This is a genomic window from Chryseobacterium sp. SSA4.19 (assembly GCF_022601875.1).
Lineage (GTDB): Bacteria > Bacteroidota > Bacteroidia > Flavobacteriales > Weeksellaceae > Chryseobacterium.
The window spans coordinates 20,409-33,718 of record NZ_JAKVIP010000007.1 but is presented as its reverse complement, the minus strand read 5'-3'; the positions used below and the strand labels follow the sequence as shown (position 1 = coordinate 33,718).

15 protein-coding genes are annotated in these 13,310 nt (G+C 36.8%); 8 read left to right on the top strand and 7 right to left on the bottom strand.

The window, feature by feature from the left end:
* Positions 1-10: 10 nt before the first annotated feature.
* From MKJ01_RS06435 to MKJ01_RS06420, 4 genes are all read right to left on the bottom strand, one after another.
* Positions 11-592: a hypothetical protein gene (locus MKJ01_RS06435; RefSeq protein WP_241612701.1), complete on the bottom strand. Its 582-nt coding sequence runs from the start codon at positions 590-592 to the stop codon at positions 11-13.
* A gap of 44 nt (positions 593-636) precedes the next feature.
* Positions 637-1,344, bottom strand: a complete 708-nt coding sequence (locus MKJ01_RS06430) for a DsbA family oxidoreductase (RefSeq protein WP_241612699.1) — start codon at positions 1,342-1,344, stop codon at positions 637-639.
* Positions 1,345-1,594: 250 nt separating this feature from the next.
* Positions 1,595-1,936: a hypothetical protein gene (locus MKJ01_RS06425; RefSeq protein WP_241612698.1), complete on the bottom strand. Its 342-nt coding sequence runs from the start codon at positions 1,934-1,936 to the stop codon at positions 1,595-1,597.
* Positions 1,937-2,608: 672 nt separating this feature from the next.
* Positions 2,609-3,241, bottom strand: a complete 633-nt coding sequence (locus MKJ01_RS06420; RefSeq protein ID WP_241612696.1) for a chloramphenicol acetyltransferase — start codon at positions 3,239-3,241, stop codon at positions 2,609-2,611.
* 210 nt (positions 3,242-3,451) lie between these two features.
* On the opposite strand from MKJ01_RS06420, the gene MKJ01_RS06415 reads away from it, so the two are divergent.
* The 6 genes from MKJ01_RS06415 to MKJ01_RS06390 all read left to right on the top strand — a co-directional run bounded on the left by MKJ01_RS06415 (position 3,452) and on the right by MKJ01_RS06390 (position 6,559).
* Entirely contained in the window at positions 3,452-4,309 is an 858-nt protein-coding gene (locus tag MKJ01_RS06415; RefSeq protein ID WP_241612694.1) for an NAD(P)-dependent oxidoreductase, read from the top strand.
* A 21-nt stretch (positions 4,310-4,330) separates the two neighbouring features.
* Entirely contained in the window at positions 4,331-4,717 is a 387-nt protein-coding gene (locus MKJ01_RS06410) for a MauE/DoxX family redox-associated membrane protein (protein WP_241612692.1), read from the top strand.
* Positions 4,718-4,763: 46 nt separating this feature from the next.
* Entirely contained in the window at positions 4,764-5,354 is a 591-nt protein-coding gene (locus tag MKJ01_RS06405) for a TetR/AcrR family transcriptional regulator (protein ID WP_241612690.1), read from the top strand.
* A 70-nt stretch (positions 5,355-5,424) separates the two neighbouring features.
* A complete protein-coding gene (locus tag MKJ01_RS06400; protein WP_241612688.1) occupies positions 5,425-5,883 on the top strand; it encodes a hypothetical protein in 459 nt (152 codons plus the stop codon).
* A gap of 2 nt (positions 5,884-5,885) precedes the next feature.
* Entirely contained in the window at positions 5,886-6,188 is a 303-nt protein-coding gene (locus MKJ01_RS06395) for a DUF3817 domain-containing protein (protein WP_241612686.1), read from the top strand.
* Positions 6,185-6,559, top strand: a complete 375-nt coding sequence (locus MKJ01_RS06390; RefSeq protein WP_241612684.1) for a rhodanese-like domain-containing protein — start codon at positions 6,185-6,187, stop codon at positions 6,557-6,559. The genes MKJ01_RS06395 and MKJ01_RS06390 overlap by 4 nt, the downstream gene beginning before the upstream one ends.
* 132 nt (positions 6,560-6,691) lie before the next feature.
* On the opposite strand, the gene MKJ01_RS06385 is transcribed toward MKJ01_RS06390, so the two are convergent.
* Entirely contained in the window at positions 6,692-7,516 is an 825-nt protein-coding gene (locus tag MKJ01_RS06385; protein ID WP_241612682.1) for a tyrosine-protein phosphatase, read from the bottom strand.
* 10 nt (positions 7,517-7,526) lie between these two features.
* Entirely contained in the window at positions 7,527-10,442 is a 2,916-nt protein-coding gene (locus MKJ01_RS06380) for a TonB-dependent receptor (protein ID WP_241612680.1), read from the bottom strand.
* Positions 10,443-10,697: 255 nt separating this feature from the next.
* On the opposite strand from MKJ01_RS06380, the gene MKJ01_RS06375 reads away from it, so the two are divergent.
* Positions 10,698-11,849, top strand: coding sequence for an AraC family transcriptional regulator (locus tag MKJ01_RS06375; protein WP_241612678.1), 1,152 nt, complete (start codon positions 10,698-10,700; stop codon positions 11,847-11,849).
* Between the two features lie 114 nt (positions 11,850-11,963).
* Positions 11,964-12,473, top strand: a complete 510-nt coding sequence (locus tag MKJ01_RS06370; protein WP_241612677.1) for a pyridoxamine 5'-phosphate oxidase family protein — start codon at positions 11,964-11,966, stop codon at positions 12,471-12,473.
* A gap of 177 nt (positions 12,474-12,650) precedes the next feature.
* Here MKJ01_RS06370 and MKJ01_RS06365 read toward each other — a convergent pair whose 3' ends face one another.
* Positions 12,651-13,307 carry a DUF6766 family protein gene (locus tag MKJ01_RS06365; RefSeq protein ID WP_241612676.1) on the bottom strand — a complete coding sequence of 219 codons (657 nt, stop codon included), beginning with the start codon at positions 13,305-13,307 and terminating at the stop codon, positions 12,651-12,653.
* Between the last annotated feature and the right edge of the window lie 3 nt (positions 13,308-13,310).

The following is a 13,310-nucleotide window of genomic DNA, read 5'->3' as shown; positions in this document are numbered from 1 at the left end:
GTGATTCATTTTATGAGAATAAAATTTGATTAAAGGCTTCCGAAGCCAGATGAACCTGTACTGTCCAGTCGTCTGCTGCTTCGCTTCCTGCATCATCAGAAATATACTTTAAACATAAAAAAGGAATGTCTTTTTTCATGGCAATCAGAGCCAGAGGATAAGCTTCCATATCTACAATATCATACACTGTCTCTGCATGATTCATTTCAAAGCTGTCCCCTGTTCCGCAGATTCCTTTTGGCAGGCCTTCTTTTTCCATGCCATATTCAAGAACCGGCGGAATTCCGGAAAGCGGGGTTTCATACAATTCAAAACCGAGCCCCCGAACATCCATGTCCCGCTGGATAAATTTTGTACAGCACACCACTTCTCCTTTATGAAAGCTTTTGCTTCCGGCAGAACCGAGATTGACAATCAGTTCAGGTTTGCGGCGCTGGATTTCCTGCGTCAGTTCAATGGCAGCATTTACCTTCCCGATGCCTGTAATTAATTTATTTTTATCATTGAACACTTTGCCTGCTTCCGAATCCAGCGCGAAAACAAAAAGTGTTTTCTCAATATTGAACTGAAGTTCACCGGTAATTTTTATCATTTGAAAATGGACTGTTAAATTGTTCTCAAAAATATGGATTCAGATTAGATAGTGCAATTTCCTTCCGTATCACAGGAGTTGCTATGATCATCTTTTGTAAGGTTCTGTAAAGGTAAAACCGTTTCATTGTAGGTCTGTATCAGTGCATTTTGAAATACTTCAACGGGTTGCGCTCCCGAAACCGCATATTTTCCGTTCAGAACAAAGAACGGAACCCCGGAAATTCCGTGTTTCTTCGCATCAAGAATATCCTGGCTGACTTCATTATTGAATGCTTTAGAAGTTAAAACCTGTTCGGTTTCCTGTTTATCAATTCCCAATGAATCTGCCAGTGAAATTAAGGTTTGAGTATCGGAAACATTTTTTCCGTCGGTAAAGTGTGCCCTGAAAAGAGCATCTTCCATTTCATTGGATTGACGATGTTTTTTTGCCAGATGAAGAATTTTATGAGCCGGAAATGTATTGACGATCAGAGCATTTTCAAAATTAAAATTGATTCCTGCGCTGCTGCCCATTTCTTTTACCTGTGCAATCATCTGCCTCGCCTGCGCTTCCGGAAAACCTTTCTTTTCCCTGAAATAATCAAACGTGCTCAGAGATTTATCAGCAGGTAAAGCAGGATCCAGCTGAAAGCTTTTCCATTCTACTTCCACTTCGTTTTTAAAAGGTAAATTCTCAAGTGCCTTTTCAAAGTTATTTTTTCCGATATAGCAAAACGGACACATTACGTCCGACCAGATTTCTATTTTCATTATTTTTATTCAAACTTAAACCATCCTGAGCATAAGCCCAGGGAAAGTACAAATTTAAACATAGAATTCGGAATATTTATCCTGAATAAAAATATTAATGATCTGTATATATTTACTTAATCACTAATACTGATATGGAATAAGATAGTGGATGTTAATTGAGAATATTCAAAGAGATAAAATTTAAATACAACAGCAAAAAGATGAGTTATTAATCAACTGGTACTTAACACAAATTAAAAAAAATGGTTTAAAGATCATTAAACCATTTATAAATATCAACTGTTGATGCAATATTCAATTTTTTCCTCAGCCTGTTTTTACGGTTCTGTATGGCTTTTGGAGTTACGTAAGTATACGTTGCGATTTCTTTCGTTGTTAAATTAAGTTTTAAATAAATACAAAAAATCAATTCAGAATTTTTAAGATTCGGCTGAATAGCAGACAATGCATTAAAAAAATCAGGATCCACTAATCTGAATTTGCTCAACAGACGTGGTGAATTCTCTTTTGCTAAGGCTAAAATTTCATCCTGTACAAAAATCTTTTGGTTTAAATCTTCTAAATTAAATTCAGTTTTTTCGTTTCTCATAATATATCTCGTCTCTTCTAATTTCTGTTGCTTATCATAAGCTTCAGTATTAAATCACTCTTCGCACAATTGCTTCATTGAAAGGTTACACTCTTTTTCCTATGAATTATCTTATGCTTACTATTTTATCATTTGGAAATTGTATCGTCTTTGCTGTACGTAATATTTTTTCATGGTGTCGTTAAAATATATTACTAAAACTTAACTTTTAACTTTGATAAAAACAAAGAAATAAAAAATGATTAAAATTTCTTTTAATTAAAATACCACATGCATACCACGTATATTTTTATACTCTTTATTTTTATCTGAAACAAAGCGAGTTACATATCCGATAACAAAACTAGACTTTTATGATCGTCATTTTTATGATTACAATCAATATCTGATAAAAATGAATCATATTTTTGAATATGCTTTTTAATAATCCTGCTATGAAAAGATATTTTAATTACGACACAGACAATAATTCGTTGTGATTAAATGTTTTAAAGCAAAAAATAGCTGAATTTTGATTTGTTTAAAAAGCGGGTTGAAAAATCATGAAGAAAATGGAAGAATTACAAATAATTAATTTTACAGGTAACATATAGTGGAAATACAGATATAATACGCTCAATCGTGTATAAAATTAAATTAGATAAATCTGGGTGAATATAAACAATAAAATATTTAATGCTGCCGATCCAGCTGTGTTTGAAATTTTTCAAGATACTTTGCGAGATGAAATCCGTCCGCAAGGCCATGATGGGCCTCTACTGAAACCGGAAGATAATACCTGCCTTCTCTGATGCTGAATTTTCCAAATGTAATTTTCGGCACCGATTCGGTTTTATCAAGCGGTGTCGGATGAAGAAGTGCTGAAAAAGAATTCCAGGGAATGGCAGAATGCCTGATCAGGTCTTTTCCCAGCTCTCCATTATTCATCCTGAGTCCAACCGAGTTTTGCACGCCGGCAATTTCTTCCTGAAGCTCAGTAGTAAAGGTATGAAAATCCTCAGAGAAATGGATGTAGGCAAAACCAAAGGTTCCGTCTGCCCTTCCGATCGTCGTTCCCGCATTTACCGTATCATACAAAACGATGTTGTCACCGAGAATACGCATTTTCAGTTCATCAACTGAATTTACCGCAATCATTGATGCATGAAGATATTTTGCAAAAAAAGAACAGCCTTTTTCTTTCGATTCTTTATAGGCCTGTGTACAGTCGACTTCTGTTGTAAATCCAAAATACGGACTTGCCATTTGTGAAAAAAAATCAAAATGCTCTTTTCTGTTCCAGCTTGCAATATCAATTACCTTCATTATTTTTTTTGCAAAATTCCGTAACATTTGCCATAAAAAAAAATTTTGAATACAGAAATATGTATATAAGCCACTGATGATTTAAACACATACTTTTTGAATTATAAATAAGCTTTACTATCTTTAATATATACAATCTGGTCAGTTTTTTGCTGTCAAAAAATCGATTAATACAGAAAATTATTTGTTGTAACATCAATTAATTATACAATGAAAGAAGAGAAACTGGGGTTTATCGGGCTGGGAAATATGGGCCGCCCTATGGCAAAAAATTTAGAAAAATCCGGATCTTTACTTTCCGTCTATAACCGGACGATTGAAAAAGCTGAGGAGTTTAAAGAAAATTCCGTGGTCTGCCATACCGTTTCAGAAGTAATCAGAAACAGTGATATTATCTTTACAATGCTTACCAATGATGATGCGGTTAAGGCGGTATATGAAGAAATTTTAACGCAGAATATCTCTGAAAAACTGTTTGTAGATATGAGCACGATTTCTCCTGAACTGACGAAAGAGATTTCTGCAGCCATAATCATAAAAGAAGCCGGATTTATTGATGCTCCCGTAGCAGGAAGCACGAAACCTGCTGCTGAAGGAACGCTGATCATTATGGCCGGCGGTGCAGAAAAAGATATCCGTAGGGCTGAACCTTATTTACGGAAGATGGGAAAAAGCATCAAGCATTTGGGTGAAAACGGAAAAGGAATTGCCGCAAAATTATCGGTTAATTATTTCATTTCCACAATTTACCAGGGATTGGCAGAAACTATTTTATTATCTGATAAACTGGGGATCGGAAGAGCGGAAATGCTGGATATCATTAATGAAAGCGCAAGTGGAAGCGGAGCTACCAAAGTAAAAACACCTCTGCTGACAGCTGATCATTACGAGCCTGCTTTTGCATTGGATCTGATGTTAAAAGATATTTTACTGGCAAAAAATGCAGGAGCTCATTTCCCGTTATCCAATGTACTTATTGAAACCTATCAGTCCGCGCACGATGCAGGTTTTGGGAACGAGGATGTCATAGGAATTATTAATTACCTCAGGCAATCATCTGATCACTAATCTGTTTAAATCCTTATAGGTATGAAAGATTTTAAAACCTTTTTTTTCTTTTTAAGACTGCCGGCGGCCGTTTCCTTACTCGGGCACGGCATGGTACGCCTGCCGAAGCTTCAGGCATTCAGTGACTGGATGCTGACGACTATGGAGAAATCTGCAATACCCGAAGCCCTGATCCTTCCGTTCAGTTATTTTCTTCCAGTTGCAGAAGCGGTAATCGGACTTTTGTTACTAATCAATTTTAAGACTCAATACACACTGTATTCTGGTCTGGCTTTAATGAGTATTCTGATCCTGGGAAGCAGCTCTATTGAAAACTGGTCTGCTATTGAATCTCAATTGCTGCACTCATTTTACCTATTCGGATTGTTTTTGTTTTATGAAAAATTCAACGGTGCGCATAACAGCTGATTGCAGTTGTTATTTAAAAGCAGTTCCTTTGCAATATCCAATTATTATGAAAAAATCAGAAGCTACCCGTTTAAATATTCTTCAGAAAGCATTTGAACTCATCTATGTCAAAGGTTACCAGACCACGAGTATCGATGAGATTATTGCAACGACCCAGGTAACGAAAGGCGCTTTCTATTATCATTTCAAAACAAAAGATGAAATGGGCCTGGCTATTATTAATGAACTTATGAAACCCAAGTTTAAGAATGCTTTCATTGAACCCTTTAAAAATAACAGCAACCCTCTGGATACCATTTACGATTTAATGTATAATCTGCTGATGGAAAATGAAGATTTAAAAGTAGAATATGGTTGTCCGGCTTCTAATTTTACACAGGAAATGGCTCCCTGGAATACCGCTTTTACCAAGGCCTTAAACGAACTCTCCTTACAGTGGGAAACGTCGATGATTGAAGCTATTGAAACGGGTAAGAAAAATGGGTATGTTAAACGTAATATAAGTGCAAAGGAAGTGGCTGTTTTTGTGCTTTCAGGCTATTGGGGAATCAGAAATCTGGGAAAACTTGAAAACTCAAAATCCGTATATCTCGTTTATTTGAAAGGACTTAAGTCTTACTTTAGCAGCATTCAATAATTTTTTTCATTAAAAAAATACTAATTAGTATGTTTTTATTATATCTTTGTCAGGAAGTTAACATGTATTTATGTACCAAACTCTTACTTTCCTGCACTCCACTTTTCGTTGGTTGGTCTTGCTGAGCTTATTGTATTCCGTCTTCATTGCCTACAAAGGATATTCTTCCGGTAAAAAATTCTCAAAAACAGATGACTGCGTAAGGCACTGGACAGCAACGATTGCCCATATTCAATTAATCATAGGTATTATTTTATATTCTAAAAGTCCTGTCGTTAATTATTTCTGGAAAAATATTCAGGCAGCTGAAGAATCATTTGATATTTTATTTTTCAGCATCATCCACATATGCCTGATGTTGTTTTCAATTGTTTTAATAACTGTCGGATCAGCAGCAGCAAAGAGAAAGACTTCTGATAAAGATAAATTTAAAACGATGCTCACGTGGTATACCATTGCTTTAATTATCATTTTCATAGCAATTCCATGGCCATTTTCTCCTCTTACAAACAGACCATATTTCAGATAATTATGATGAATTTATTGAAGACCAATATCGGAATGCTGAGAATTATAGCGATTCTTGAAGGCATTTCTTTACTGACCCTTGTATTTGTAGCGGTTCCTGTAAAGTATATAATGGGAAATCCTGCATTTGTAAAGATCATGGGGCCAATCCACGGAGCTTTGTTTTTACTTTTTTTATTTAACACCTTAAGTGTGGGAGTCGAACAGAAATGGAAATTTAAAGAGACCACCTGGAAAGTGCTTTTAGCATGCATGATTCCATTCGGTACCTTCTATGTCGACAAAAAAATCCTCAGCAAGCTATGAAAAAGCTATTGATTTTTTGCGGGATTGTCCTCATTGTTTATGTGGTGTACCGGATCTATAAGTACCAAACGCTGGATAACGGTTTAGATGTTTTGATTCGTCAGGGAGCCGTTATTCTGGATGTACGCACTGAAAAAGAATTTGAAACAGGCCATATTGAAGGTTCACAAAACATATCATTGGGGACTATCAGGGAAAGATACCGAGAACTGGATCCGGATAAAACCTACATCACCGTCTGTTCACACGGACTCAGAAGTGTAAAGGTTGAACATATTTTAAAGGAGAAAGGCTTTAAACATGTCCACAACGGCGGAGCATGGAGTGACCTTCAGAAAAGTTTTAATCTGGAAATTTCAGAAAACAAATAAAATAAGCCATCTCAATCTGAGACAGCCTATCTATTTAAAATCTAACTAAGTATTTTTGAATCATGAACGATCAGCCGTTCATTTATCTATTTTGAAAATTAACCGTGAGCAGCGAAACAAAACCTATAATTATTACTTTACATATTTTTGTTTTAAAAGTGCAATTTCTTTAGGTCCCATTCCCATTTCAACCTGGAAGAAATTTTCTATGCTTCCGTATTTTGTATTGATTGTGTTAAAGAAGTTTCTGATGAGTTCCGGTCTTAATTCCATTTGCTGCTTAATCTCGGCTTCCGTCATCCCCGACATTTTAGACAGGCCAGAATACATTCCTTTCATGGTCGGATTCTTCGACAGGTAATAATTGGATGCAACATAATCCTTTTCAATCACCTCTTGCGGAACTCCTAAAATTTTTAAAAACAGTGCCGAAGCCATCCCGGTTCTGTCCCTTCCTCCGGTACAATGGAAAAGTAAAGCTTCATCAGGCTCCAGGGTCAATAGCTGAACAAACAGCGGCCTGTATCTTTCCCCGAAATAAGGAAGTCCGCCTTTTCCGTACATATCGAATAAAAAGTTCTTGTCTTTCAGCATTTTCGCCATATCCTGAGCTGTCGGAAGATTATTGCTTCCGGCAGGAGAGAGCAGGTAATTTGTATTTTCCGGAAGCCTGTCCGGAGCTTTTTTTGCTTCTTCAATACCTCTGAAATCAACCACCGTTACGATTTTTTTGTCTTTAAAGGTTGTTAAATCCTTATCCGATAATTTATCAATGGCATCACTTCTGAACACCTTTCCCAAGGCAACCTCTTTGCCGTCAGCCGTTTTATAGCCTCCGGTATCTCTGAAATTGTATGCTCCCTCCATTTTTACCACACGGCGGAGACTGTCTGTAATCTGTGCATTGACTGTTACTCCGAAAGCAACGATTGCTAAAGTTAATCCTATTTTTTTCATATATAATTTTTTAAAATATCTGCCAACGAACTCCCAATTGCCCCCTGCTTCCGTACCATTCATTGGAAGTGATTCTCTTCTTGTTGTCGCCCATGTAAAGCCTCAGGCTTTCATTGCTCAGGTTGTTTAATTCAATAAATAATTTGACTTTTTTGCTCACATCATAACTTGCAGAAAAATCAACGGTAAAGTTTTTATCCGACCATATATAATATTGAGGGCCCAGGTTTTGGTTAATCGTTTCTACCGATTTCCCTCTGTAATTCCCGGCAAGACGAATCATAATTTTATTGCTTTCATAGTAAAGAATCGCATTAAAAAGGTTTTTTGACTGATTCGGGAGTGTGGTTTTGTCAAAATATTGTATTCCATCCGCTCCTGTTCTGGGAACTTCGACATTTGAATTGATAAAGGTATAGTTAAACTCAATCCCAAAATTGCTCAGGATTCCCGGCAGAAAATCAAGACGTTTATTAATTCCGATTTCAAGACCAAGCAGGTTGGAATCCTGAAGATTTTTCGCCTGCGTCACCATATAATCTGTGCCGTTGATATTCATCATTGAAGTATTTGAAAATACGATATCTGAAATCTTCTTGTAAAAAACACCTCCCGAAAGAATACCGATATTGTTGAAATAATATTCACCCATCAAATCAAAATTATGGCTGAAAGTCGGTTTCAGATCAGGATTTCCTCTTGTAATTCTGTTCGGGCTCGTGGTATTGTCGATGCTGGAACCTGGCGACATATCCCCAAAATTTGGTCTGATGAATGATCTCGTATAGGCAAAGCGAAGGCTCGATTTGGGCAAAAAATTATATCGTAAATGTAGCATGGGCAGAAAAGCATTGTAGTTGCTTTCTACAACCGACGGACTGATTACCGTTGTTGCCGGAGTTCCTGCTTTCGTAGCTTTTGATCCGTATAAACTTAATCTTGTGGTTTCATTTCTGAAACCTCCTACAATTTTAAATTGGTCAGTGGCTTTAATTTCAGCCATGGCATATGCTGCAAAAACATTTTCTTTACCTGTGTAAACACTTGTCGCATTCGTTTCCGCACTTGAAAAATCCCTGAAACCATTCTGCTGGAAAAATCCGGGGGAATACATCTGGAAAAGCTGATCTTTTGTCGGCGGGTTCATGATGTATGAACTGTAATTTCCGTTCATCCCGTTCAGGAAATCGGTTCCCTTCGGAGGTTCGTTAGTTGATAATTGTGATAAAGCCAGCAAAGCCGGAGAATTCGGAATACCTAAGGCTGCATTCGGAATGTAGACCGCATTGTAACCATACGTACTGTTTCTATCTTTTTCACGGTATTTTGCTCCGATTTTTACTGTTACATTTGAACTGACATCATATTTTACATTCAATCTCGCAATTTTATCTCTTTCATTATTATCTAATTTTGCAATAACCAATTGAGACAGCAGTAGTTTGCCGGCGTTCATAGTTTCATTCGGGTTAGCCGTGTCAGAGCTGTAATCAAGATATTCGCCTCCCACTCCATTCGGTGAATCAAATCCCCAGTACCGTTTTCCGTCGCTTGAAAGATTAGTAAATCCGCCCTTGATTTTTTGCCTGAACGTAGCAATCGGAAGCCCCTTGATTTCACTGGTCGGCGGAGTATCAAGAAAATATTTTGCATGGTAATCACTCAGCATCCAATCCAAACTTAATTTTTCAGAAAGAGAATGTTCCCCGCCTAACTCCATTCCGTATAATTCCGTCTGGTAATGGGAATATCTGAAGTTATACTGATAACGGCTGTTTGTATAATCTACATATGATTCGTAAACCGGGCGGATGTCATCAAACTTATTGAACATTCCACGGAAATACATTTTATTATCGGCATTGAATTTATATTCCAGTCCGCCATTAAACCCTATCGTTCTTCTTGTTCCCATGTATCTTTTCATCATTACCGTACCGATTGATTTTTTCTGGATATCATTTGCAGCAGCGGTATTGTATGTTACATCAAACGAATCAGCTCCCCACTGCCTGTCCCATATCGCACCGGAAAGAATAACGCCTAGTTTATTTTTGAAAAAGCGATCTCCGTAAACTATTGATCCGTTATAGGTTGCATTCTGCGAAAAAGTGTTATATCCTCCGGCCCCACTGATGTTTAAAATCTTTTTTGCAGGAGCTGTTCTTGTAATAAAATTAATACTTCCGCCGATGGCATCACTGTCCATATCGGGAATTACAGCTTTTGAAACCTGAACAAACTGGATCAGCTCGGAAGGGATCACATCTAAGACGAAAGACCTGTTCCCTAAAACATTCGCACTAGGGAGACGGTTTCCGTTAAACAATGCTGAAGTCCATGAGAAAGGAGTTCCACGAACGGTCGCCTGATCTGCTTCACCGTGATATCGTGCAACGGCAACTCCCTGAACCCTTTGCACTGCTTCAGCAGCGTTCCTGTCCGGAAGTTTCCCGATGGCGTCAGCGGCAATAACTTCCATGATGGCATTATTGTTTCTCTTGATTTCATAAGCTTTTGCCTGGGTCAAGGCATTCGGCCTTGAAATCACAACCTGCTCAATATCTTTTACTTTGTCCCTGCTTTGCTTCTCTTCAGGAGCTATTGTGATATAACCGATATCGTTTGTCCCCTCTTTTACCGTAACCGGGAAAATTTTTGTTTCATAACCAAGATATTCAACCTTAATGTTGATCTCTCCCAATCTGGGCGAAAGAAGATTGAAGTCTCCGTCGAGTGATGAAGCGGCTTTCACATCAGCATCCACAATCGAAATGTTTGCTCCCGGAAGCGCTCCGTTTGTTTTGCCGACCACAGTTCCCTTAATTGTCTGGGCATGAACGGTTCCCAAAGAAGCCATCAGAAAAAATGCAGATATCTGAATGACTCTGAATTTTTGTTTAGGAAAACCAGTAGAATTGTTCATAGTTTTTTTTCTGCAAATGTGGCGTGAAAATCATTCTCGTTCGTCCGGCGAAAAAAACCATATCCTAAAAGGTATCACTCGTTGGGATGGCACATTTAAAAAATTGATTATCAGTTATTTGCTATAATTAAACTATTTGTTATTTATTCATTAACCCAATATTAAATCGGGAATTAATTTTTTAATAGATAAATAACAGTGATGGGAACGGTGATATGTATATTTTGCATTTATTTTGTGAAAACCTAAGGAAGAATGCAATATATTGTTATTATCGGGGCTTTCCAGGCGCTATTAGCACTATGGCTTTTACAGTTCAGAGAGAAAAAATCACCGTCAAACTATCTGTTTATTTTTCTGCTTTCTGCCATTGCGGCTCATTTAGCGATTAAGTTTGTGATTTTTAATTTTATTCCTGAGAAGAGTATCAGGGAGCAGATGAATACGTTTATCGGTGTATGTTACGGCCCTTTAATCTATTTATACACTCTAAGTAAAATCAGAACAAACTTTTCCATTGCAGGGAAATGGTTTATTTTTATTCCGCTTTTTCTATTGATGGTCGGATATTTCACGATATCCTGTGTTTTTATTATCCTAAATCATGTAGATCATACGCTGCTGGACGGATACAATAATTTCAGTTTGTATTTAATATTTATCATTAACTTATATTATCCTTTAAAAAGCCTGTTACTGATTAATAAAAGAAATTTTTTGGAGAAAACTGAATATCAGGTTATTAAAAGAATTTGCCACTGCATTCTTTTCATGGAATTCGGAGTTATTGCTTCCAAGAGCTTAACCTATTTTTACCCGGAAGAATCTCATGTAATTAATATTTCCATAAGGAGCATTGCTTACTTTTTACTATTGGTCATTTGCCTGCTGATTGTAAGAAAAAGTTTAAAAACGGAAACTGACACAGTTGCGGAAACTGATTTTGACAGCAGTCAGAAAATAATTGCCAATGAAAATTTACAGGAAAAAAATATTTTATTACATACCATAGATTACGATACAAAATTCAGTACGCTCTGGCAAAAAATGGATCAGTCTGTGAAGCAAAAGCAATTGTTCCGGGATTGCGACCTGAATCTTGACCAACTCGCATTAAAAACTGAAATCAATAAATACCAGATCAGCGAAATGCTGAACGGATATAAGCATAAACCTTTCTACCGCTATATCAATGAATACCGTATTGAATATTTTAAAAATATGATCGAAAAAGCAATTGAAAAGAATGAAAATATTAATTTTTTATCGTTTGCTTATGAAGCAGGTTTCAAATCAAAGTCATCATTCAACCGTTATTTCAAAGAAATTATAGGGAAAACCCCTTCAGAATATTATAAGAGCTTAATAAACGAAACAGAACGTCAAAACTTGGAAGTCAGCGCCTAATGCTTGTTTTTAATTAAAGCTTATTCTCTAAAAAATATTTTATTTGGTCAGGTTTTTGAATGGTAATAGTAATTTCATCGACCATTCAATAATTAATCACTAAAATATAATATTATGTCAACAGAAAATCTTACGCACCAGGATGCGGTAAAAAAAATCAAGGAATTATCAGAAAGTGCAAAAATATGTATGTTTTGTACCGAACTTGAAAAACTTCCGATCAACTCGCGCCCGATGTCTTTGCAGGAAACCGATGATGAAGGAAATTTATGGTTTATCAGCAGTGATACCAGCAATAAGAATTTTGAAATTAAAGAAGACCGCAGAGTTCAGTTATTCTTTATGAATAACAGCGATTATCAATATCTTTCTGTATACGGAACAGCCAGTATTTATAAAGACCGTTCTACTATCGAAGATAAATGGTCGCCAATGGCAAAAGCCTGGTTCGAAGATGGGAAAGATGACCCGAATGTTTCTATCATCCGTGTTGAACCTCAGGATACTTACTATTGGGATACGAAAGTAGGAAAACTGGTAAGCTTATTCACGTTTGTCACTTCAGCCATTACAGGAAATACAACTGACAATTCTGATGGAGTGGAAGGAAAAGCCAAGGTATAATATATAATTACTTATCAACTTTATAAAAATGAGTCAGTCTCAAAACTAAATGATGTGGATTGAGAATCGACTGTACGGAAATCATTCTCCGACAGGAGGTCGAAAGAAATCATAAAAAAAGACCGTTTTCACTAGTTGTGAGACGGGCTCATTTTTTAATATGGCAATAATAAATATTTATGGTGTTTCTTCATGGGCCATATCTACCGGTTTTGATTCCGGAGAACCTTTTTCGCGAAGCCAGATGGAAAGAATAACAATAGAAAACACGGAAAGGAATTCGCTTTGCCAGTTTTGAAAAGATTCAAACCAAAACCTGGAATCTGAAATATAATGAAACGCTGTAGTAACCGGTTTATTTTTTGCGATCTGCTCTTCATTGAAATCTTTGAGACTTCCGTAAAAGTGAAGTGAGAAGGAAGCCAGAAACAAGACTCCGAAAGCCAGGGATAAAGAATGCTGATACAGTTTCAGCCATATTCCACCCTTTTTAACAGGCCATGGTGCATTGGGATGAGGTACAGGATCCTTATCGACATCTTCTTCCTTTTCCAAAGATTTTGATTCACTGGAACCTTTTTGCCTCAATGAAACTGTTAATACAATATACAGCATCATCTGCAGGAACTCACTTTCCCAATTTTCAAAGGTAGCCTGAATAAAATGCCCGCTGTAGATATATTCTCCTATACTTAATAATGCTTTGCCGTTTTCTGCCAGTTCGGCATTATGGGTATTCCAGCCTGTGAAAAATTGTGCGGTAAGACAAGCCAGCATCATCATTATTAAAACAATGCTTAAACTGTTACGATACAGAAATCCTTTTTCAGACATATC